Source organism: Actinomadura montaniterrae (assembly GCF_008923365.1).
Taxonomy (GTDB): domain Bacteria; phylum Actinomycetota; class Actinomycetes; order Streptosporangiales; family Streptosporangiaceae; genus Spirillospora; species Spirillospora montaniterrae.
In genome coordinates this window covers 38,355-59,467 of sequence record NZ_WBMR01000038.1, presented here as the reverse complement: position 1 = coordinate 59,467, position 21,113 = coordinate 38,355, and the positions used below count along the sequence as shown (strand labels likewise).

General features: G+C 70.3%; 23 protein-coding genes and 1 pseudogene. 20 read left to right on the top strand and 4 right to left on the bottom strand.

Annotated features, from left to right (window positions below):
- From F9B16_RS16150 to F9B16_RS52685, 3 genes and pseudogenes are all read left to right on the top strand, one after another.
- A pseudogene (locus F9B16_RS16150) lies at window positions 1-831 on the top strand (hypothetical protein); the annotation flags it as partial.
- A 379-nt stretch (window positions 832-1,210) separates the two neighbouring features.
- Complete coding sequence (locus F9B16_RS16145) at window positions 1,211-1,696, top strand: hypothetical protein (RefSeq protein ID WP_151540891.1); 486 nt, start codon at window positions 1,211-1,213, stop codon at window positions 1,694-1,696.
- A gap of 132 nt (window positions 1,697-1,828) precedes the next feature.
- Window positions 1,829-2,995 (top strand): protein kinase domain-containing protein, encoded by a 1,167-nt coding sequence (locus F9B16_RS52685; protein WP_318839238.1) that lies wholly within the window; start codon window positions 1,829-1,831, stop codon window positions 2,993-2,995.
- A gap of 50 nt (window positions 2,996-3,045) precedes the next feature.
- Here the strand turns inward: F9B16_RS52685 and F9B16_RS16135 are convergent, their stop codons facing one another.
- Both F9B16_RS16135 and F9B16_RS16130 read right to left on the bottom strand, forming a co-directional pair.
- Window positions 3,046-3,249, bottom strand: a complete 204-nt coding sequence (locus F9B16_RS16135; RefSeq protein ID WP_151540890.1) for a DUF397 domain-containing protein — start codon at window positions 3,247-3,249, stop codon at window positions 3,046-3,048.
- The gene (locus tag F9B16_RS16130) at window positions 3,246-4,040 is read right to left on the bottom strand and encodes a helix-turn-helix domain-containing protein (protein WP_151540889.1); all 795 of its coding nucleotides are present in this window, start codon (window positions 4,038-4,040) and stop codon (window positions 3,246-3,248) included. Before F9B16_RS16130 ends, F9B16_RS16135 begins: the two co-directional genes overlap by 4 nt.
- A gap of 168 nt (window positions 4,041-4,208) precedes the next feature.
- Between F9B16_RS16130 and F9B16_RS16125 the strand changes: the two genes are divergently transcribed.
- Together F9B16_RS16125 and F9B16_RS16120 are read left to right on the top strand one after the other, a co-directional pair.
- Window positions 4,209-4,439: a hypothetical protein gene (locus tag F9B16_RS16125; protein WP_151540888.1), complete on the top strand. Its 231-nt coding sequence runs from the start codon at window positions 4,209-4,211 to the stop codon at window positions 4,437-4,439.
- The gene (locus tag F9B16_RS16120) at window positions 4,436-4,750 is read left to right on the top strand and encodes a hypothetical protein (RefSeq protein WP_151540887.1); all 315 of its coding nucleotides are present in this window, start codon (window positions 4,436-4,438) and stop codon (window positions 4,748-4,750) included. Before F9B16_RS16125 ends, F9B16_RS16120 begins: the two co-directional genes overlap by 4 nt.
- Before the next feature lie 16 nt (window positions 4,751-4,766).
- Here F9B16_RS16120 and F9B16_RS16115 read toward each other — a convergent pair whose 3' ends face one another.
- Together F9B16_RS16115 and F9B16_RS16110 are read right to left on the bottom strand one after the other, a co-directional pair.
- Window positions 4,767-5,309: an NUDIX domain-containing protein gene (locus F9B16_RS16115; protein WP_192808819.1), complete on the bottom strand. Its 543-nt coding sequence runs from the start codon at window positions 5,307-5,309 to the stop codon at window positions 4,767-4,769.
- Window positions 5,310-5,372: 63 nt separating this feature from the next.
- Entirely contained in the window at window positions 5,373-6,032 is a 660-nt protein-coding gene (locus tag F9B16_RS16110) for a GntR family transcriptional regulator (RefSeq protein WP_225991669.1), read from the bottom strand.
- Window positions 6,033-6,235: 203 nt separating this feature from the next.
- On the opposite strand from F9B16_RS16110, the gene F9B16_RS16105 reads away from it, so the two are divergent.
- From F9B16_RS16105 to F9B16_RS16035, 15 genes are all read left to right on the top strand, one after another.
- Entirely contained in the window at window positions 6,236-7,276 is a 1,041-nt protein-coding gene (locus F9B16_RS16105; RefSeq protein ID WP_151540884.1) for a WD40/YVTN/BNR-like repeat-containing protein, read from the top strand.
- Between the two features lie 10 nt (window positions 7,277-7,286).
- On the top strand, window positions 7,287-8,147 hold the full coding sequence (locus F9B16_RS16100; protein ID WP_151540883.1) for an HpcH/HpaI aldolase family protein: 861 nt from the start codon (window positions 7,287-7,289) through the stop codon (window positions 8,145-8,147).
- 11 nt (window positions 8,148-8,158) lie between these two features.
- Window positions 8,159-9,103, top strand: a complete 945-nt coding sequence (locus F9B16_RS16095) for an ABC transporter substrate-binding protein (RefSeq protein ID WP_151540882.1) — start codon at window positions 8,159-8,161, stop codon at window positions 9,101-9,103.
- Window positions 9,100-10,014, top strand: a complete 915-nt coding sequence (locus F9B16_RS16090) for a substrate-binding domain-containing protein (protein ID WP_151540881.1) — start codon at window positions 9,100-9,102, stop codon at window positions 10,012-10,014. The genes F9B16_RS16095 and F9B16_RS16090 overlap by 4 nt, the downstream gene beginning before the upstream one ends.
- A gap of 17 nt (window positions 10,015-10,031) precedes the next feature.
- Window positions 10,032-10,964, top strand: a complete 933-nt coding sequence (locus F9B16_RS16085; protein WP_151540880.1) for a VOC family protein — start codon at window positions 10,032-10,034, stop codon at window positions 10,962-10,964.
- Window positions 10,965-10,991: 27 nt separating this feature from the next.
- Complete coding sequence (locus F9B16_RS16080) at window positions 10,992-12,002, top strand: amidohydrolase family protein (RefSeq protein ID WP_151540879.1); 1,011 nt, start codon at window positions 10,992-10,994, stop codon at window positions 12,000-12,002.
- A gap of 54 nt (window positions 12,003-12,056) precedes the next feature.
- The gene (locus F9B16_RS16075; protein ID WP_151540878.1) at window positions 12,057-12,836 is read left to right on the top strand and encodes an SDR family oxidoreductase; all 780 of its coding nucleotides are present in this window, start codon (window positions 12,057-12,059) and stop codon (window positions 12,834-12,836) included.
- Between the two features lie 11 nt (window positions 12,837-12,847).
- Window positions 12,848-13,708 (top strand): fumarylacetoacetate hydrolase family protein, encoded by an 861-nt coding sequence (locus F9B16_RS16070; RefSeq protein WP_151540877.1) that lies wholly within the window; start codon window positions 12,848-12,850, stop codon window positions 13,706-13,708.
- A 108-nt stretch (window positions 13,709-13,816) separates the two neighbouring features.
- Complete coding sequence (locus tag F9B16_RS16065) at window positions 13,817-15,241, top strand: MFS transporter (RefSeq protein ID WP_151540876.1); 1,425 nt, start codon at window positions 13,817-13,819, stop codon at window positions 15,239-15,241.
- Entirely contained in the window at window positions 15,238-15,957 is a 720-nt protein-coding gene (locus tag F9B16_RS16060) for a maleate cis-trans isomerase family protein (RefSeq protein WP_151540875.1), read from the top strand. Before F9B16_RS16065 ends, F9B16_RS16060 begins: the two co-directional genes overlap by 4 nt.
- 88 nt (window positions 15,958-16,045) lie before the next feature.
- Window positions 16,046-16,849, top strand: a complete 804-nt coding sequence (locus F9B16_RS16055) for an amidohydrolase family protein (protein ID WP_151540874.1) — start codon at window positions 16,046-16,048, stop codon at window positions 16,847-16,849.
- 51 nt (window positions 16,850-16,900) lie between these two features.
- Complete coding sequence (locus tag F9B16_RS16050) at window positions 16,901-18,106, top strand: MFS transporter (protein WP_192808818.1); 1,206 nt, start codon at window positions 16,901-16,903, stop codon at window positions 18,104-18,106.
- A 238-nt stretch (window positions 18,107-18,344) separates the two neighbouring features.
- The gene (locus tag F9B16_RS16045) at window positions 18,345-19,598 is read left to right on the top strand and encodes an alpha/beta hydrolase (protein ID WP_151540872.1); all 1,254 of its coding nucleotides are present in this window, start codon (window positions 18,345-18,347) and stop codon (window positions 19,596-19,598) included.
- Window positions 19,599-19,639: 41 nt separating this feature from the next.
- Window positions 19,640-20,197, top strand: a complete 558-nt coding sequence (locus F9B16_RS16040; protein WP_225991668.1) for a hypothetical protein — start codon at window positions 19,640-19,642, stop codon at window positions 20,195-20,197.
- Between the two features lie 116 nt (window positions 20,198-20,313).
- Window positions 20,314-21,111 carry a VOC family protein gene (locus F9B16_RS16035; protein ID WP_151540871.1) on the top strand — a complete coding sequence of 266 codons (798 nt, stop codon included), beginning with the start codon at window positions 20,314-20,316 and terminating at the stop codon, window positions 21,109-21,111.
- Window positions 21,112-21,113 lie beyond the last annotated feature (2 nt).

Sequence of the window (21,113 nt, the reverse complement as noted above, 5' to 3'; positions counted from 1 at the left end):
ATGCCCACGCCGCCCATGCCCACGCCGCCCGTGCCCGCGCCGCCCGCGCCTGGGCCCGGCCCGTTTCCGCAGGCCACCGACCCACGGTCCGCGGCCGCGCCGCTCCCGATGCCGGGCGCGCCGCAGACGGTGCTCGACGGTGCGCGCAGGAAGCAGAAGCCCGCGGGGCGGCGGCCCGCCGTGCTGCTGGCGGCGGGCGCGGGCGTCATGGTCCTGGCCGTCCTCGCGGGGGTGGGCGCCTGGTTCGCCTGGCCGGACGGCGCCGACGCCGCGCCGGAGAACGCCGGCGCGACGGGCTACGCGGCGGGCAACCCCCGGCAGGGCACCGGGAGCCCGGCCGACACCGGCGCGGGAGCGGCGACGGCCTCGGGGAGCCCGTCGCCGTCGGCCTCGTCCGGCAGCCCGGGCGCCGGTCGCCGGGGCCGTCCGTCCGGCACGCCGACCCCGGGACGCGGCTCCGGCGGCTCCGGTGGTTCGGGGGGTTCCGGTGGCGGGAGCACCGGTGGCGGCGGGACCTCGCCGACGAAGCCGAGCGGCCCGACCGCCCGCATCGCCTACTTCACGGTCGGCGGGGTGAGCGGGTGCTACGCCAAGAACGAGGACTTCCCCTTCAAATACAGCATCGTGGGCAGCAAGAACCCCACGAGCATCCAGTTCAGCATTTACTTTGACGGGCGGCTCGGCGTCGGCCACCCGATCCACACCAGCGCCGGACCCGATTTCACCATCACCTCGTCGCAGAGCGAGGACACCGCGGGGACGCACACCTACCGGATGGTCCTGCAGAGCCCCGTCCATCAGGAGATCTCCCGGTCGGTGCGGGTCTGCTGACGTCCCGGGCCCGGTGCCGCGGAATGCGATTTGGCCGTCCGAAGATCCATAACACTGCCGTCCGAATTGCAACAGAATTCGGTTCTAGTTTCCTTTGTATGGGGCCGGTTCCTGCGATGACACCGGTCGTGGCCTGAGAATCCGGATCCGGGTATTGACGGATTCCCGGCCGCTGTCTACGTTCTGACTAGAACGCGTTCTACCCAGGTGGCCGGTCACCGATGTCGAGTGGCGCGACGGTTTCCGGACACCGATCCCGACGCCGCGGTGCTCCCAACCGCCCACCCGACATGAGCGGATCGGGCGTCCCGGGTCGCGGATTCTCCCACCCCTCCGGGTGCAGGCGCGACACCCGACGTCCCCGAAATGAGGACTTCTCTTGTCCCGCATCAAGAAGATCGCCGCCATCGCCTCCACCTCCGCCGCCGCCACCGCGATCGCCGTCGCCGCGACCGCCGCTCCCGCGCTGGCGTGGACGGCCGGCCCCTACACCGCCAACCTGTCCGGGAACATGACGATCGACGCGGGCACCGCCGTGACCTGCAGCGGATCCACCCTCAGCGGCGCCCTCGCCGCCGACGGCTCCCTCACGGTCACCTCCGCGAGCATCTCCGGCTGCCCCGCGAGCGTCACGCCGAAGAACCTGCCGTGGAGCGGCAGCCTGGGCGGCGGCAACGCCAGCATCAGCGGCTTCTCCGTCGAGGCCCTCGGCTGCACCTACGGCGGCACCATCAACGGCACCTACTCCGGCGGGGACACGCTCCCGGCCACCGTCACCTTCAGCAACCAGAAGGTCTCCGCGACGGGCGGATTCTGCCTGGTGCAGTCCGTCACCCTCACGGCCACCTACGTCTTCTCCCAGTGACCCCCGAGCTCTGACCCCCTCCGGACCCGGGCGGCCCGCGCCGCCCGGGTCCCCCGCAAGCCCCTGCCTGCACGGCGTTCCAGCGATTTCGCCCGCTATCATGCGCGAAACGCGGAACAGGGCGGGGAGCCGATGGCGGCCGAGGTTCTCGGGAACAGGTACCGGCTGGACGAGCCGGTCGGCGCGGGCGGGATGGGGCAGGTCTGGCGGGCCTACGACCAGACCCTGGACCGGGTGGTGGCGGTGAAGGTCATCGCCGGGCTCAACGCGGCGCCCGAGGCGGCCGCGCGGCTGCGGCGCGAGGCGCGGGCCGCGGCGAAGCTGACGGGCCCGCATGTCGCCGCCGTCCACGACTACGGCCGCGACGACGCGGCGAACCGCGACTACATCGTCACCGAGTTCATCACCGGCACCGACCTCGGCAGCCGCGTCCGGGAGCACGGCCCGCAGGACCCCGACGACGTGGCCCGCTGGGGCGTGCAGATCTGCGACGCGCTCATCGAGGCGCACGAGGCGGGCGTCTACCACCGCGACCTGAAACCGCAGAACATCATGCTGACGGCGCGCGGCGTGATCAAGCTGGTCGACTTCGGCATCGCGGCCTACGCGGAGGCCGCCGACTACACCCGCATCACCGCGTCCGGCGTGGTCATCGGCACGCCCGCCTACATGTCACCGGAACAGGTCGAGGACCGGGACGTCGACCACCGCAGCGACCTGTACTCCCTCGGCTGCACGTTCTTCGAGCTGCTGACGGGCCGGCCGCCCTTCACGGGGAAGGTCGTCACCCTCCTCCTCGACCACGTCCGGACGCCGCCGCCCGCACCGAGTTCGATCCACGCCGGAGTTCCGGAATTCTGGGACGACCTCGTCCGCATGCTCCTCGCCAAGGATCCCGACCGCCGGATCCCCAGCGCCCAAGTCCGGCGGGTCCTCGACATCTTCGCCTCCGCCGTGCCTCCGTCTCCACCCGAGTCCCGGCCGAGGCCACCCGCGCAGAAGCAGGCCGCCGCGTCGGCCGAACCGCTCGGCGGCGCGGCCAAGGCCGACCTCGCCCAGCAGGCGAGCGTGCCGGAACCCGCCCAGACCGGCGAGTACTTCACCGGCCGTGTCAAATGGTGGAACGAGGAGAAGGGCTACGGCTTCATCACGCCGGACGGTCCGGGGCCCGACGTGTTCGCGCACTATTCCAACATCCTGATGAACGGTTTCCGCACGCTGATCGACGGCCAGCGGGTCCGCTACACGATCACCCAGATGAAGCGCGGCCCCGCAGCCGAGAACATCACGCCCCTCTGACGGGACGGACGCGTGCGAGCCACCGACCCGCGTCAATGGAGCGTGGGACGTCAGGCGCGGTCGTGCTCGCCGCGCTTGGCCTCGCGCGTGAACGCCCGCCAGGCCGCCGCACCGAACATCAGCCTCGGCCCCTCCGGATCCTTGCTGTCCCGCACCCCGACGGCGATCGCAAGATCCGCCACCTCAACACAGTCGCCGCCACTGTGGCCGCTGTGGCTGCTCTTCCGCCATTGGACGAACTGCCGGTCGTTCATAGGCTCTCCAACGCGTTCCTGATCAGAACTCGTGACTCATTCACCGGGAGTGCGTGGCTCCGGAGCAAGTCCCAGCGTAGGGCGAAACTCTCGACCTTGACAGGGTCCTCGATCAGAATTCCCACCCCAGCGGATTCCGTATAAGCCGCCTGGGAGCCGTTGAAACTGAGAATTGTGAACTCCCCGCCCAGTCCGGCATGATAACCGACGTCCTGCGGGATGATATTGATCACGATCTCCGGATGCTCGCTGAGTTCAAGGAGGTAGTTGAGCTGCGACTTCATCACCCTAGCGCCTCCGATCCTGCGATAAAGCACGGTCTCATCCAGCGTGAGCCACGTGGAGGGCAGCGGGTCGCGCAGGAATGTCGTACCGCGCGCCAGGCGGTTCTCTACGAGTCCCTCTACGTCGCCCGACCTCGTGGAACTCAGAACTGCACGGGCGTATTCCTCGCTCTGGAACCTTCCGTTCACGAGCAGTGCCGAGAAGGTGCGCGCCGTTGCCGCCTTTCTCTCTCGCTCAAGGTACTCGGTGAAGCCTGGGAGAAGTGCGACCTTGGTTTCGAGGCTGTTGGCAAGCCTCCACAGGAGATGGAAGTGGTCGTCCGTCTTGAAGTAGGTGTCGAGGTCGAGGGCGCTCTGCTCGGAGACCTTGCGACCGCTCTCCATGGTGCTGATCCACTGCGGGGTGCAGCCGAGTGCGTCGGCGAGCTCCTTGCCGGTGAGGCCGGCCTTCTCGCGCATGCGGCGCAGCTCTTCGCCGAAGAAGATTCGGGCTTGGTTCTCAGCCATTACGGCCTCCGGAGGGGTTAACCAGGCGGCTTGGTTGAGTTGATCTAGTGTCCCGCTTGACCGAGGGTGTCCTGCGGTTACTGGCCGACCATAACTCACGGTGTGAATGTGGTCACGGTGGTTCGTCAACTCCGACACGAGGTTCTTTGGATGAGTTGCAGGACGATAGTGGCCGATTCTCCGAAAAGCGGGCACTTCGCGCCCGGCTGGTACGGGGAGGCCATGGGGGACGGTTTCGTTGCGCGCCGCCTCGGCGGCCTGAGCGACTACCAATTGCTCAACGGCTGCTTGGAGGAGGTGCGGGCGTGCGACGAGGGCGAACTCTGGTTGCTCTGCGACGCGCAGACGCGTCTGGCCGAGAGGGTCGCGCTGGCCGAGTCCGTCCGGAGGCGGCCGTGAGCGTCGCCGACCACCACGAACATGGCGCAGGTGCCGAGCCGTGCGGTCGGCTGCAGGCTCTCGCCATACATCTCAAGGTGCACGGGTTCGCGGTCGAGGCCGTGGCCGGCGGTCTGATCGTCCGGAACATGTCTCGGGCCGGATGCTGCGCAGGTCAGGAGGTGGCCGGTGACACGATCAGCTGCCGTCCGCATGACGGGGACGGCGGGCGCTACTGGTACTTCACGTCCTGGCGGCAGCCGATCGCCGAGTCCGAGCGGGTCACCGACGCCGTGGTGGTGATCAAGGGATATCTGGGCGCTCCTGGCTGACGAGCCCGCCCTGCCGTCAGGCGATCCCGCGGATGTGGGCGCGCATTAGCAGGCAGCACGTTGCGGAGTGGGTGATCGTGCCGTCTAGGGCCATCTGCAGTGCCTCGTCGAATCGCATGGCGAGGGGTTCGATGTGCTCGGTGGGTTCTGGTGTCGCTTCGCCCTCGGTCAGGTCGCGGGCGATGAACAGGTGGTTGCGGCACCGGACGATGGACGTGAACGGGTCGACGTGGCCGTAGTCGATCCATTCGCGTGCGGTCAGCCCGAGTTCTTCCGCGAGTTCGCGCCGCGCCGCCGCGATCGGTGCCTCGTCGGCGTCCAGGCCGCCGCTGACCAGCTCGATCGACGGTCTGCCCAGTGCGTACTTGTACTCGCGCACCAGGAACACCCGGCCGTCCGCGGTGATCGGCAGGATCGTGACGCCGTCCGTCATCGTGACGACGCCGATCAGGCCGGGCTCGCCGGACGTGTGGATCACGCGGTCCTCGCGGACGGAGATCCACGGATTCTCGTATACGCCGTGGGACGAGACGACCTCGGGCGCCGGATGCTCGACCATCCGCACCATGCTCGCCGTTGCGCGGGCGCATCGCGGGCGGCAGGCCACAAGCGGTCCCGGCGGCTATTCCCCGGCGTTCTTGAGGGCCGTTATGACGTGGGAGAGGTGCTCGTGCATGGCGCGTTCGGCCCAGGCGGGGTCCTTCGCGGCGACGGCTTCGACGATGGTGCCGTGCTCGTCCACCGAGGAGCGCGGCCAGGCGGTGCGCTGGGCGAGCTGGAACTGGTGCCGGACGATCTGCGCGTTCAGCCGCCCGATGAGGTCGGCGGCGGTGCTCTGGCCGGAGATCTCGGCGAGCATCGCGTGCAGTTCCTGGTTCAGGGTCGAGTACTTGCCCATCTCGCCGTCGCGGATGGCCTGCCGGAGCAGCTCGCCGTGGACGCGGAGGCGGGCGATGTCGTCCGGGCCGGCGCGCTCGGCGGCCTTGGCGGCGATGAGCCCTTCGAGGACGCGGCGGCACTCCATGATCTCGATCGCCTGGTCCAGGGAGACCCGGCGGACCCGGGCGCCGCGGTTGTGGATGCGCTCGACCAGGCCGTCGGCGACGAGGTCGTCGATGGCGGAGCGGACGCTGCCGCGGGTGACGCCGAACAGCTCGACGAGCTCGGTCTCGACGAGGCGCTGACCGGGCACCATGTCGCCGCGCAGGATGGCGCCGCGCAGCCCCTGCACCGCGATGCTCTTCCCGTCCTTGCCCTGCTTGAGCTGGTCTTTCCCGGCCACAGGGACCCCCGCCCGCCGCTCGTGTGCCATCAGTAGTGCTCGCGATCCTACCAGGGATCATGTCGGCTGATTGTGCTAGCGAAAATGTTGACAATCCTGCGAGCACCGGCTTAACGTGACCCGAGCCACAGCGCGCTGACCTGCTGGTCTCCGCCCCGGCGGGGCCGTGGCGCGCCGAATGCAGACGATCTGGGGAGTGCTCGATGCGGGATGTGATCTTCGTGGGGACCGCCGTGACGCGGCCGGGAGCGGTGGGAACGCTCTACCGGCTGCGGGCCGGCGGTGAGTGGGAGACGGCCGAGGGGATCCCGGCGGACGCCGCGGTCCAGGCCGTCACCCCGCATCCGGCGCGGGAGGACGTGGTGTTCGCCGCGGCGCGCAAGGGCTTGTACCGGTCCACGGACGCGGGGGAGACGTGGAGCCGGATCGACGTGACCGACGAGGACGTCCAGTTCTGGACCGTGGTGGTGAGCCCGCACGACCCGGACGTCCTGTTCGCGGGCACGGCGCCGGTCGGCTTCCACCGCAGCGAGGACGGCGGCGAGACGTGGAAGAAGTGCGAGGCGGACCATCCGGAGCGGTTCGACATGTCGTTTGGCGGCTCGCGGGTGATGCGGATCGCGTTCCACCCGTCCGACCCGGACGTGCTGTACGCGGCGTCCGAGGTCAACGGGTTCCTCGTCAGCGAGGATGGCGGCCGAACCTGGCGCGGTGAGGCGGAGGGCATCCTCGCCCTCGCGGCGCAGCCGCATCTGAAGAACACCGAGCTGACCGACGACGACCGGGAGGGGATGTTCGACGGGCACTCGGTGTGCACGACGCCGGCCAGGCCCGACTCCGTCTTCTACGTCGGCCGGCTCGGCATCTTCGAGACCACCGACCGGGGGAAGACGCTCAGGGACCTCGAAGTCGGCAAGTCCGCGCCGTTCTCCTACACGCGGGACTGCCGGGTCGTCGCCGGGCGGCCGGAGTCGATGTACGCGTGCTTCAGCATCTCCTCGCGGAGCGAGGCGGGCGCGCTCTACCGCACCCATGACCTCGGCGAGACGTGGGAGGAGGCGAACCCGGGCGTCCTGGCGAAGAGCACGATGATGGGCTTCGGCGTACACGTCAGCGACCCGGCGGGCGTCGTCGCGGTGACGCGGCACGGCCAGGTCTTCTACACCTTGGACGGCTCGGAGACCTGGCACGAGAAGCAGTTGCCGTCCGACGCGGGCGACGCCTTCTGCGGCGCGATCCTCTGAGGGGCGCGCCATGACGGAACGACTGAACGGCGTCATCAGGGCGCTGACCGAAGGCCGCCGGATCGCGTTCACCTCCTTCATCCAGGCGGAGGTGGAGAACGCGGTCGCGTTCGCGCAGTCCGACAACGACGGCGTCGTGTTCGAGCTGGAGCACAACCCCTGGGACATCCGCGCGCTGCGCGAGGCCATGCAGTTCCTGCTGCTGCGGGAACGGATCGTCCGGTCGGGCTCGCTCGCGTGCCAGATGACGCCGCTGGTGCGGATCCCGCCGAGCGGCAGCGAGATGAACCAGTGGTTCGCCAAGCAGGCCCTCGACCTCGGTGCCTACGGGATCGTGTGGCCGCGGATCAGCACGCCGGAAGAGGCGTACAACGCCGTCGCCGCGTGCCGGTACCCGCGCCGTCCGGGGGCGCCGCTGCGCGAGCCGGCGGGCCTGCGCGGTGACGCGCCGATGGCCGCCGCCCGCTACTGGGGGCTGTCGCAGCAGCAGTACTACAGGAAGGCCGACGTCTGGCCGCTCGCGCCGGACGGCGAGATCCTCGTGATCTTGATGATCGAGGACATCACCGCGATCGACAACCTCGAGACGATCCTCAAAGAGGTCCCCGGCATCGGCGCGCTGCTCATCGGCGAGGGCGACCTCACCCAGGAGCTCGGCTGCCCGCGGCAGTACGACAACCCCGAACTGCTCCAGATGATGGACCACGTCCTGAAGCTCGGGAAGGCGTTCGACGTCCCGGTCGGGCACCCGCACGTGAACGAGAACAACGTGTCCCGGGTCATCGACGAGGGATACCGGTTCCTCATGACCTTCCCCCGGCGGGACTTCTCCGCCCTGCGCGAGGGACGCCGGCTCGCCGGCCGCGCGTGAGGGGGACGGAGATGACCGGGAAACTGTCGATCGTGCTGGGCCGGCACGGCCAGGTCCAGGACCTGCGGGACGGCGCCGTCGCCGTCGAGGGCTGCGACCTGGAGTTCGTCGACGTCCAGCGGATGCCGGACGCGTACCGGGCGATGGCGCGGACCCAGCCGTACGACATCTGTGAGATGGCCCCGACGTCCTACCTGATGGCGGCCGCGGCGGGCGCGCCTATCACCGCGCTGCCGATCCCGATGACGCGCCGGTTCCGGCATTCGGGCGTGCAGCGGCTCAGGGACTCCGGCGTCCGGCACCCGAAGGACCTGGAGGGACGCCGCGTCGGCGTCCGCGCCTACGGGGTGACGGCGTCGGTGTGGACGCGCGGGATCTACGCCGAGGAGTTCGGCGTCGACCTCGACAAGGTCACCTGGCTGACCCAGGAGGACGAGAACGTCCCGATCGACCCGGCGCCGCCGAACGTGCACCGGATCGAGGACGGCGCGACGCTCGCCGGCAAGGTGACGTCGGGGGAGATCGACGCGGTCTTCGGCGGCCTCGCGGGCGCCGGCCCCGACCTCGACGGGCAGCTCGTCGACCTGGTCGAGGACGCGGAGAAGCTCGAACACGAGTGGTTCCGCAAGACCGGCGTCTACCCCCTGCACGGCGTGATCGTCGTCCGTGACGACGTGCTCGACCGGCACCCCGCACTGGCGATGGCGCTGTTCGAGGCGTTCACGCAGGCCAAGCGGAACTACCTGGCCCGTATCGAGTCGGGTGCCGCGTCCGGGCCCGAGGACCGGCGCTACGCGCGGCTCGCCGAACTGGTCGGCGACCCCCTGCCCTACGGGCTGGAGGAGAACGCCGCGTCGCTGGAGGCGCTCGTCCGCTACGCCCACCGGCAGGGCCTCATTCCCGAACGGCCGCCGATCGAGCGCGTCTTCCGGGATCCCCGAGGGGCGTCCGCATGACGAATGAGAGGGACCGAGTGAAGACGCTCACCGCCATGATGGGGACGTATCCCAAGACGGAGGCGCTGAAGAGCCACAGCATTTCGTCGCCGCTTGTGGAACTCGACTTCGCCGGCATCGACGTCGCGCAAAAAGGGTTCAAGGACGCGGTCAGGAAGCTGAAGTTCGACGTCACCGAACTCGCGCTCATGACGTTCCTGCTGGCGTACGAGGCCGGAAAGCCGTACGTGCTGCTGCCGTTCGTCATGAACGGCGGATTCCATCACAAGAGCATCCTGTGCCGCGCCGACTCCGACCTCCGCCCCGAGGACCTGCCGGGCAAGCGGGTCGCGATGCGCTCCTACTCGCAGACCACGCCGGCGTGGGTGCGCGGCGTCCTGTCCGACGAGTACGGCGTGCGCGTCGAGGACGTGAAATGGCTGACCAGGGAGGGCGCGCACGTCGAGGAGTACCGCGACCCCGCATGGGTCGCGCGCTCCGAGAGCGGCGACGGCCTGGAGGAGATGCTGTTCTCCGGTGAGGCCGACGCCATCATCGCGGGCGGCGGCCTGTCCGGCGACCCGCGCATCCGGACGCTCATTCCCGAGCCGAAGGAAGCCGCCCTGGAATGGCACGCCCGGACCGGCGTGGTCCCCATCAACCACATGGTCGCGATCCGCAAGGAGATCGCCGAGTCCGACGGCGGAATCGTCCGCGAAGTGTTCCGGATGCTGCGCGAGAGCAGGACGGCGGCGGGTGACACGCCGCCGAGGAACGGCCCGGTTCTGCAACCGGTGGGCTTCGAGGACGTCCATGCCGCACTGGAGATGGGCGTCCGGTTCGCCCGCGAACAGCAATTGATCAGCAGGAGATACGCGGCCGACGAGCTGTACGGGGCCGTGCTCGGCGCCCTCACCGCGGCCGCGCACTGAAAGGAAAGGAGGCGCACGTGCCCTCATTGATCTCAGGAATGGCCTACGTCCGCCTCAGCGCTCCCGACCTCGGCCGCATGCAGGCGTTCCTCGAGGACTTCGGGATGGTCACCGTGGCGCGGGACGCGCGGCGGCTCTACATGCGCGGCATCGGCGACTCGCCGTTCCTGCACGTCACCGAGCTGGGCGACCCCGGCGCCGCCGGCTTCGCCTACGACCTCGCCGACCCGGAGCGCCTGGCGGAGGCGGCGAAGCTGCCCGGCGCCGGGCCCGTCGAGCCGCTGGACGCGCCCGGCGGCGGCGAGCGCGTCCGGCTGCGCGGCCCCGACGGCCTGGGGATCGAGCTGGTGGCGGGCCGCGAACGCGTGGCCCCGCTCCCGCCGCGACCGCTCGTCCGCGGCCCCGAGGGGGAGAGCCGCACGACCGGACCGGCCCGGATCAGGCGGATCGCGCACACCGCGTACATGTCGCGGAACCTGCCGGAGGTCATCGACTGGTACCAGCGCACCCTCGGCGTCATCCCGAGCGACGAGCTGTTCGTCGGGGAGACCGGCAACACGCTCGGCCAGTTCAACCGGGTCGACCTCGGGGAGGAGCCGGTCGACCACCACGTGATCTTCCTGCTCCGGGGCCGGAAGGACGGGATGCACCACGTCTCCTACGAGGTGGAGGGCGTGGACGACATCTTCTTCGGCTTCGACCACATGGCGGGGGCGGGCCGCGACCACGTCCGCGGCATCGGGCGGCACGCGCTCGGCAGCCAGATCTTCAACTACTGGATGAGCCCGTTCGAGCAGATGCACGAGCACTGGATCTCGCAGGAGCGGCTGACCGCGAACAGCAAGTTCAACCTCATCCGGATCGGCGAGGGCATGAGCTACGACACCGGCGAGAAGCCCTCGAAACGGTTCGTCGAGCAGGCCTCCCCGCTCGTCCCGCCCCTGCCCTAGCCATTACCGACGACCGAGGAGACGGCAGTGATCATCGACTGTCACGGACATTTCACCACCGTGCCGAAGACGCTCCACGAATGGCGTCGCCGCCAGCTCGACCACGAGGGCGGCGTTTACGGGGCACCGCTCGGCATCGGTGACGACGAGTTGCGCGAGGCGCTGCGGAGCAGGCAGATCAAGGAGCAGGACGAGCGCGGCCTCGACCTGACGCTCTTCTCCCCGATCGCGGGCCAGATGGGCCATCATCTGGGCGACCTGGGGAAGAGCATCGAATGGTCGGAGCTCTGCAACGACCTCATCCACCGCGTGTGCACGCTCTTCCCGGACAATTTCGCGGCCGTCTGCCAGCTGCCGCAGTCGCCCGGCCAGGACCTGTCCGCGTCCGTCAAGGAACTGGAGCGCTGCGTCACCGAACTGGGCTTCGTCGGCTGCAACCTGAACCCCGACCCGTCCGGCGGCTACTGGACGGACCCGCCGCTCACCGACCGGGTCTACTACCCGCTCTACGAGAAGATGGTGGAGCTGGACGTCCCCGCGATGATCCACGTCAGCGCGTCCTGCAACCCCTGCTTCCACCATGTCGGCGCCCATTACCTGAACGGCGACACGACGGTGTTCATGCAGTTCCTGCTGGAGCCGCAGCTGTTCAAGGACTTTCCGACGCTGCGTTTCGTCATCCCGCACGGCGGCGGCGCCGTCCCCTACCACTGGGGACGTTACCGCGGCCTCGCCCAGGACATGGGCCTCGGCACGCTGGACGAGGGGATCCTCCGCAACGTCTATTTCGACACCTGCGTCTACCACCAGGCCGGCATCGACCTGCTGACCAAGGTCGTCCCGCACGAGAACATCGTCTTCGGCTCGGAAATGATCGGCGCGGTGAAGGGGATCGACCCGGAGACCGGCCACAACTACGACGACACCAGGCGGTACGTCGCGAGCACGCCGAACCTTTCCGGCGCGCAGCGCCAGGACGTGTTCTTCAACAACCACCTGAAGGTCTATCCGCGGCTCAAGACCGCCGTCGCCGCCTGAGGGGCGCACCCCGAACGAGACGCCTGACATAGACGCCCGAACAAGGACTGAACAATGGATCTGGGAATTTCCGGAAAGACGGCGCTGGTCTGCGCCTCGTCGCGGGGCCTCGGCCTCGCGTGCGCGACCGCCCTCGCCCGCGAGGGCTGCCACGTCTTCATCAACGGCCGCGACCGCGACGCCCTGGAGAAGGCCGCCGACCAGGTCGAGGCGGTCGCGAGCAAGCGGCCGGAGATCATCGTTGCCGACCTGAACACCGAGGAGGGGCGGGCGGCCGTCGTCGCCGCCTGCCCCGAGCCGGACATCCTGGTCAACAACAACGGCGGCCCCACCCCGGGGAAGATCGCCGACTGGGACCGGGACGACTGGCTCGCCGGCGTCGAGGCGAACATGCTCGCGCCGATCTTCTTCATCAAGACCTACGTGCCGGGCATGCGCGCGCGCCGGTTCGGCCGGATCGTCAACATCACCTCGGCGATGGTGAAGTCGCCGAGCGCGACGATGGGCCTGTCCGCGGCGGTCCGCGCCGGGCTGACCGCGCTCAGCAAGTCGGTGCAGCGCGACAGCGTCGTCGACAACGTGACGATCAACAACATGCTGCCCGAGCGGTTCGACACCGACCGGCAGAGGTTCATGGCCGAGCGGATCTCCAAGCGCGACGGCATCACCACCGCCGAGGCGAAGGCGCGGATCGCCGCGACCATCGCCGCCAAGCGGCTCGGCGACCCGGCGGAGTTCGGCGACGCGTGCGCGTACCTGTGCAGCGCGCAGGCGGGCTACATCTCCGGGCAGAACCTGCAGCTCGACGGCGGATCCTACGCGGGCCTGGTCTGAGGAGGGACGCCGTGAAGTACCTGAGTTTCTCGGTCGGAGGCAGTGACACCTACGGCGCCGTCTCCGGCGACGGCGTGGTGGACCTCGGCAAACGGTTCGGCGACCGGTTCGCGACGCTGAAGGACCTCATCGCCGGCGACTTCCCCGACGAGGTGGTCGCGGCGGCGCGGGAGCCCGCCGACTACGCCCTCGACGACATCGCCTACCTGGCGCCGATCGCCGACCCCGTCCACATCTGGTGCCTGGCGCTGAACTACGTCGAGCACCACGACGAGGTCCAGAACGCCGGACGCGTCCAGGAACTGCCGAAGAAGCCGGCGATGTTCGCGCGGGCGCGCGACTCGTTCGCCGCGCACGAGCAGCCGCTGCGCCACCCCGGCGTCAGCGAGCAGTTCGACTTCGAGGGCGAGCTGGCCGTCGTCATCGGCAAGCCCGGCCACCGGATCCCGCAGGACGAGGCGTACGCGCACGTCGCGGGCTACACCGTCATGAACGAGGGCAGCGTCCGCGACTGGCAGTTCCACACCCGGCAGATCACGCCGGGCAAGAACTTCTACCGCAGCGGGGCGATCGGCCCGTGGATCGTGCCGCGCGACGAGGTCGGCGACGTCGACGATCTGCGCATCGTCACGAGGCTGAACGGCCGCGTCATGCAGGACGACACCGCCGGCCACATGGTGCACAAGATCCCGGCGTTCATCGAGTACGCCTCGTCGATCGCGCCGCTGTACCCCGGCGACATCCTCGCCACCGGGACGCCCAGCGGCGTCGGGTTCTCCCGCAAGCCGCCGGTGTTCATGAGGCCCGGCGACGTCTGCGAGATCTCGATCGACCGGGTCGGCGTCCTGCGCAACCGCGTCGAGGAAGGCTGAGCTCCCGTCTCGACCGCGCCGGCGGCGGGGCGACGCCGCCGGCGCACGGCTTCACCAGTGGGGAACAGAAACCCGCCAACGGAATCGGGGCGGATTCGGAGGCTCACCATGCAGGCACCGGAAATGGGGATCAGCCCATTCCAGCACCAAACGCGGCTCTCCCGGAACCAGTGGACGCTGCTCGGCATCGTCGGCATCGGCAGCATGCTTGAGTTCTGGGACGCGTACCTGATCGGCTTCATCATGGGCTTCCTCGTGAAGCCCTGGGGGCTCACCTACGGCGTGATGGGGGTGGTCCTGCTCGCGTCCGGCGCCGGAGCGGTCGTCGGCGGCGTCGTGTGGGGCCGGGTGGCGGACCGGTTCGGCCGCAAGCCCGTCCTCGTCGTGTCGCTGCTGATCCTGGCGTTCTCCAGCCTCGGTCTCGCGTTCACGCCGGACGGGAACTGGCAGTACATGGCCGTGCTGCGCACGGTCATGGGGTTCTGCACCGCCGGGTACTTCATCCAGGTCGCGCTCGTGCAGGAGTTCATCCCGCCGAAGCGGCGCGGCCTGCTCACCGGCGTGGTCTCCGCCATCACGACCGGCGGCCTGCTGCTCGGCTCGTTCAGCGGGTCCTACATCATCCCGTGGATCGGGTGGCGGTGGACGTTCGCGCTCGGCGCGCTGCCGGCCGTCGTCGCGCTGATCGGCGCGTTCTTCATCCCCGAGTCCGCCCGGTGGCTCAGCCTGCACGGCCGCGACGCGTCCGCCCGCAGGTCGGTCGCGTGGGCGCTCGGCCAGGACGAGTACACCGGCGAGATCCACGTGTCACGGCCCGCCGGCGACGACAGGTGGGTGCGGATCTTCCGCTTCCCGCGGCACGTCACCACCACCACGCTGATCAACCTCGGCCTGATGACGGGGTACTACGGGATCGTCCTGTGGGCGCCGATGCTGCTGTCGCAGATCCTGTCCGTCGACCCGGACGAGGCGTCCCGCATCATGATCGTCTTCAGCGTGCTCGGCATGGCGTCCCGGCTGGCCGCGGCGCGGCTGGCGGACCGGATCGGCCGCGGCCCGACCGGCGGGTACTTCGCGGTCGCCGCCGCCGTCGCCACGCTGCTCGCCGGGTTCGTCGGGCACGGCGACCTGCTGTCGTCCTCGCTGTTCTGGCTGCCGCTGCTGCTGGCGTTCGTGTTCGCGGACGGCGGCTTCTCGGTCTGCGCCCTGTACTCGACGGAGATCTGGCCGTCGCGGCTGCGCGGCAGCGGCTCCGGCTACGCCGGGCTGACCGGGTCGGTCGGCAAGATCCTCGGGCCGCTCGGGCTGGCGCTGCTGGTCGGGTCGAGCGACATCGTCCGGCCGCAGGCGACGATGTCCGCGGTCGTCCCCGCCTTCGCCTTCCTGGGCGCCTGCCTGCTGGTGTGCGGCGTGACGTACCTGGCCGGCGGGATCGACGTGCGCGGACGGTCGCTGGAGGCGATCGACGAGGGACTCGAAGGGCCGCCGCCGCAGGAGGCGGCCGCCACCGCGAGCCTGAAGGAGGCCCAGTGAGCACGCTGCGCGTCGGGATGGTCGTCCCGTCCCTGAACACCATCGCCGAGGACGACTTCCGCGCCTTCTGCCCCCGCGACGTCGCCTACCACGTACACCGGATCCGGCTGCGCAAGGAAGCCGGGCGGGTGACGATGGAGAGCCTCATGCGGGCGCACCTGGAGGCGGTGGACGAGGCCGCCTACGCCGCCGACATGGCGCCGGACGCGATCGCGTTCAACTGCACCGGGGCGAGCGTCGCGCTCGGCGGCGACTGCGACGCGCGGCTGGCCCGGCGGATGACCGAGGCGCTCGGCGTCCCGTCGACCAACACGATGGTCGCGATCAAGGAGGCGCTCGCCGCGCTGGACGCCGGCGACGTGCTGCACGTCTGCCCGTTCACCAACGAGTTCTCGCGGATCGAGCGCGACTCGCTGGTCGCGTCCGGCGTCGGCGTGAAGGACACCGTCTCGCTCGACTTCACCGACGCGAAGGTCGCGGCGCTGATGGACCCCGGGAAGATCGCCGGGTTCGTGCGCGACCGCATCGACGACGCGCACGGCGCGGTGCTGCTGTCCTGCGCGAACGTCCGCGCGTTCGAGGCGGCCGGGCGGCTGGAGCGCGAGATCGGCCGGCCGGTGGTCACCAGCAACCAGGCGATGCTCTGGGCCGTGCTCAAGGCCGCCGGATGGACCGGCCGCATCCCCGGCGCCGGACGGCTGTTCGACCTCGCCTGACCGGCCCACCGCCGGAATCCCACCCCACCGCCGACCGGCCTCCACCCCGCGGCCGGCCGGCCATCCCACCCCGCACGACAGGAGTCCCATGCTGATCGTCGACGCGCAGGTCCACGCGTGGTCGGACGGTGAATCGACCGGGCACCACCGCCGGCCGCCCATCACCCGCGCGGTCCTGGAAAAGGAAATGGCGGAGGCCGGCGTCCACCGCGCCGTGCTCGTCCCGCCGCTCTGGGACCCATCCGGAAACGACTATTCCCTGCGGCTCGCACAGGACGCCCCCGACCGTTTCGCCGTCATGGGCCTGCTCGATCCGGGAATCGCGGAACCCGCGAAAGCGGTGCGTACCTGGAAAGAGCAGCCGGGCATGCTCGGAATGCGTTTCCTGCTCAATACCGAAGAGCGGGTCAAACCGCTCCTGGACGGCGCCCTGGACGCGGTCTGGCCCGCCGCCGAGGAGGCCGGGCTCACCGTCGCGCTGCTGATCCCCGGCGCGCTGGACCGGGTCACCGGGATCGCCCGAAGGCACCCCGACCTGCGGATCATCGTCGACCACCTGGGCGTGCCCCGCGGCGCCTCCGGCCCGTCGGCGTTCGCGCACCTGCCGGAGCTGCTGGCCCTCGCGGCGCATCCGAACGTCCACGTGAAGGCCGCCGGAGTCGGCGACTACGCCCTCGATGCCTATCCTTTCCCGTCCCTGGACGGGACGCTGCGCCGGGTGCTCGGCGCGTTCGGGCCGGAACGGATCGTGTGGGCCAGCGATCTGTCCCGGCTGCACCACCCGTACCGGCGGTGCGTCACGCATCTCGCCGCGGCCCTGCCCGAACTCGGGGAGGCGGAACTCGAAATGGTCATGGGAGGCAATATCCGCCGCCTGCTCGGCTGGCGCTGACGGTTCTCGGTCCGAGTCATGAGGGCATCAGCCTTCGGAGTGGGGTTCACGATGCGTCCTGGGAAATGGCCCTGCATCATTCTTCTCTACGTCTACGGCGTCGTCGCCACGTCGCTGGTGACGCAGTCCGCGCCCGTCATCGGGGACGTGTCCGACCGGTTCCACCTGTCGCACACCGTCTCGGGCTGGGTCATCTCGATCCCGTCCCTGGTCACCGCGGTCGCCGCCGTCTTCGGCGGCTGGATCATCGACCGGGTCGGCGACAAGCAGGTGATCGTCGGCGGGTCGGCGTTCGCGATGGCCGGCAACGTCGTGGTCGTGCTCGCGCAGAACACCGCGACGCTGTTCGCCGGCCGGCTGGTGGAGGGCGTCGGGTACCTGACGCTCACCGTCGGCGCCGTCACGATGATCATGCGGACGACGACCGGCGCGCGCCGCGCCGTCGCGCTCGGCGTCTGGGCGTCGCACACGGCGGTCGGCATCAGCCTGACGCTCAGCCTCATCGCGCCCCTCGCGGGGCACGGCGAGCGCTGGCGCTGGGCGTTCGGCGGCCACGCCATCCTGCTGGCCGTCCTCGCGGCCACCGCGTTCCTCCTGCCGGCCCGGGACGCCGGCGCGCCCGTCCGGCAGCTGTCGGAGATCTGGACGGTGCTGCGGAGGCTGCCGCCCTACCGGGTGGCGCTCGCCTCCGGCGCGTCCGCGTTCATCCAGACCGGGATCATGAACGCGCTGACCGCCTACCTCACCGGCCGGTTCGCGGTGTCGACGTCGGAGGCGGCCGGCGCCGGCACGATCGCCGAGGGGTTCGTCATCGTGGGCTCGCTGTCGGTCGGCCACCTGCTGAAGGCCGGGCAGAGCGCGCGGCGGCTCGCGCTGATCGGCGGCGCGGTGACGCTCGTCGGCGGGATCGTCCTCTACCTGCCCCCGACGCAGTACTTCGGCGCCTGCGCGTCCGTCTGCGCCTTCTCCCTCGGCATCGGGCTCGTCAACGGGCTGATCTGGACGTGCGTCCCGGGCGTCGCGCCGAGCCCGGAGACGATGGGCGCGACCAGCGGGCTGGTGTCCCAGGTGACCTACCTGGGCGTCCTGCTCGGTCCGCCGGCGATCTTCTCGACGCTGCACGACGGCGGCTGGACGACCCGGGCCGGGCTCGTCGTGGTGATGGTGGTGCTGCAGGTGGCCCCGTTGCCGATCGGCCTGGCGGTGAGCCGGGCGCGGGCGGCCCGAAAAGTGCCCGGCGGTCCCGCGGCGGAGTAAGCCCGCGAAAGCGAGCGGCCCGCGGACGCGGACGACCTGGGAAAAGGGGGACGGGCACCGGAGGCTCGCCGTGGTCTTCGGTGCCCGGTTTTCGGGATGCCCGGAAGGGGGCACTTTTATTGTATTTTTTGTCAATACTTGCGAATGTGACTGCCGGGACAGTAGTTTCTTCGGGCGAGTGAGCGCAAGGCCGGGGCTGGCGCGCGGTCCGGCTCGGGTCTGATCGGCTGGGGAGTCCATGAAGAAGCGTACCGACAGGAAGATCGCCATCGCCGGGACGGCGGCGGCGGCCGTGATCCTGCCCGCCGTCATGGTCGGGCTCGCCCAGGCCGGGGTCGGGGTGCCGAAGGGCAAGCCGCAGGCCGCCGGCAACGCGCAGCCGATCCCCTCCTTCGGACCGCCCACCCAGCCCTCGCAGGTCACCGGATCGCCCTCGCCGAGCGCCTCCCCATCCAAGCCGATCAAGGTCCCGAACGTCCCGCTCACCAGGGGCGACAACCCGTTCGGCACCGGCGGCACGCCCGCCTCGAACGACCCCGACAAGAACAGCGGCTCGCACGGCGAGAAGCCGCACCTGCCCCCCGGCATCGGCAGCGGCAAGTACGCCAAGGCCCCCGACGGCGCCACCATCACCGCGATCAAGAAGGTGCACGCGCAGGAGTTCGACGTCAGCATCGCCTCCCCGGCGCTCGGCGCGGTCGTGCAGGCGCGGGTGTTCGTCCCCAAGGGCTGGAAGGCGAGCGGCACCACGACGTACCCGGTCGTGTACGCCTACCACGGCGGCAACAACAAGTACACGTCGTGGAGCCACGACGGCCACATCGAGAACGTCGCGAAGTACTACAACGCGATGGTCGTCATGCCCGAGGGCGGCTCGAACGGCTCGTACAGCAACTGGTGGAACGGCGGCAAGGGCGGCATCCCGGAATGGGAGAGCTTCCACATCTCCGAGGTCATCCCGCTGATGGAGCGCAACTTCCACGCCGGGTCCTCGCGCGCCGCGATGGGGCTGTCGTCCGGCGGGCAGGGCTCCATCACCTACGCCGAGCGCCACCAGGGGATGTTCAAGTACGCCGCGGCCTACAGCGGCCCCCTCAACATCAGCGCGCCCGGCATGCCCGCGGTGCTGACGCTGATGAACAACACCACCGCGATCTGGGGCGACCCGATCCTGAACCGGTCGAACTGGGCGGCGCACGACGCGACCGTCAACGTGAGCAGGCTCAAGGGCACCGGCGTGTACGTCTCGTCCGGCAACGGCAAGCCCGGCCCCTACGACGACCCCGACACCCCTCCCGGCAGCGCGGGCCGCGTCGGCGAGGACCTCGCCGGGCAGATGACCGTCAACTTCGTGAACGCCGCGAAGCAGGCCGGCGTCCCCGTCACCTCCCACCTGTACGGGCCGGGCATGCACAACTGGAAGTACTGGCGCCGCGAGGTGAACCTCAGCTGGCCCACCATCATGGCGGCGATCGGCGCGAAGAAGGTCTGACCGCGGCGAAGCCCGCCCGGGCCGCGCGGTAGCGTGGCCGCGTGAAGGGGTTGGCGCGGCGCGAGTTCCAGTTCGTGCTGCTGCGCCGGATGGCGGACTACCAGCCCGGCCTCGTCGAGGACGCGGTGCGCGCGCTGGACGGCACGCGCACCGAGATGCGCGAGGTCAACGCGCGCTGGCAGCGGATCCTGCGGTCCCGGACGTTCCCGCGCGGGCGGCGCCGCTACGAGGCGGTCCTCGGCCCGCCGGCGGACGCCGGCGAGCGGCGCGTCGGCGACGTCGTGTGCGAGGTGGCGTCGTGGCCGCCGTTCCCGCTGTGGCCCGGCCTCCGGTTCGAGATCACGATGGCGCCGGACGGGTCGGTGGCGCAGGAGTGGCTCGTCCGGGACCCGGGATCGCCGGTGCCGGCGCTGCGCACCGTCGACGACCTCGTCCCGTGGACGTGCGTGGTCGGCGACCTCGCCGCCCGCTGGGACGGGCTGGCGCACCAGGACGGCGACGCGCCGAGCCGCTGGCACGTGGGCTTCGCCGCGCCCGACGGATCGTCCTATGTGGCGCACTTCGTGTGGGGTCTGCTGCAGGACGTGGTGAGCGTCTAGCTCGCCGGGTTGGGGCAATTTTGGGTGGTCTTTGGGGTATTCTGGCATCGCCGCGTCCGTGACGATGGCATATCCGCCCATAACGTGGTGGGCATGTGCGCTCTGAAGGCGGCCCCATGCCCGAAGTGAACGGACACGCGCCCGGACGACCGTCCTGGGCGGAACTCGCGAGCCCCGACGCGAAGGCGTCCCGGGAGTTCTACTGCGGCCTGTTCGGGTGGTACGCCTACACGCTGACCATCCCGGACTACGACGACTACGACATCTTCACCCTGGGCGGCGTCCAGGGGCCCGAGGTCGCCGGGATGCAGCGGCTCGCCGACGACGCGCAGCCGCCGTCCTGGTCGGTGTACTTCCGCACCGACGACCTCCAGGCCACGCTCGACACGGTCAAGGCCGCGGGCGGGCACGAGCTGGTGCCGCCCATCCGCGTCGCCGACCTCGGCGAGATGGCCCTGTGCGCCGACCCGGAGGGCGCCGACTTCGCGCTCTGGGTGGCGGGCAGCCTCAAGGGCGCGGGCGTGGTCGACGAGCCCGGCGCGATGTGCTGGGTCGAGCTGGCCTGCCACGACGTCGACCTGGCCCGCCGCTTCTACGGCAAGGTCTTCGGCTGGCAGACGGCCGAGCGCCGGTACTACTCGCCGTACACGAACCTGAAGCTGGGGGACTGGTCGTTCGGCGGCATCATCGACATCGACGACCTGCGCCAGAACGGGTACCAGGCCGAGCCGCACTGGATCCCGTACTTCTGGGTCCAGGACTGCGACGCCACCGCGGCGAGGACCGCCGACCTCGGCGGCCGCGTCCTCCTCCCGCCCACCGACATCCAGCCGGGCCGGTACGCGGTGCTGGCCGACCCCGCCGGCGCCCGGCTCGCCGTGATCACGCCGGGCGGCGGCCCACCGGAGGCCTGACG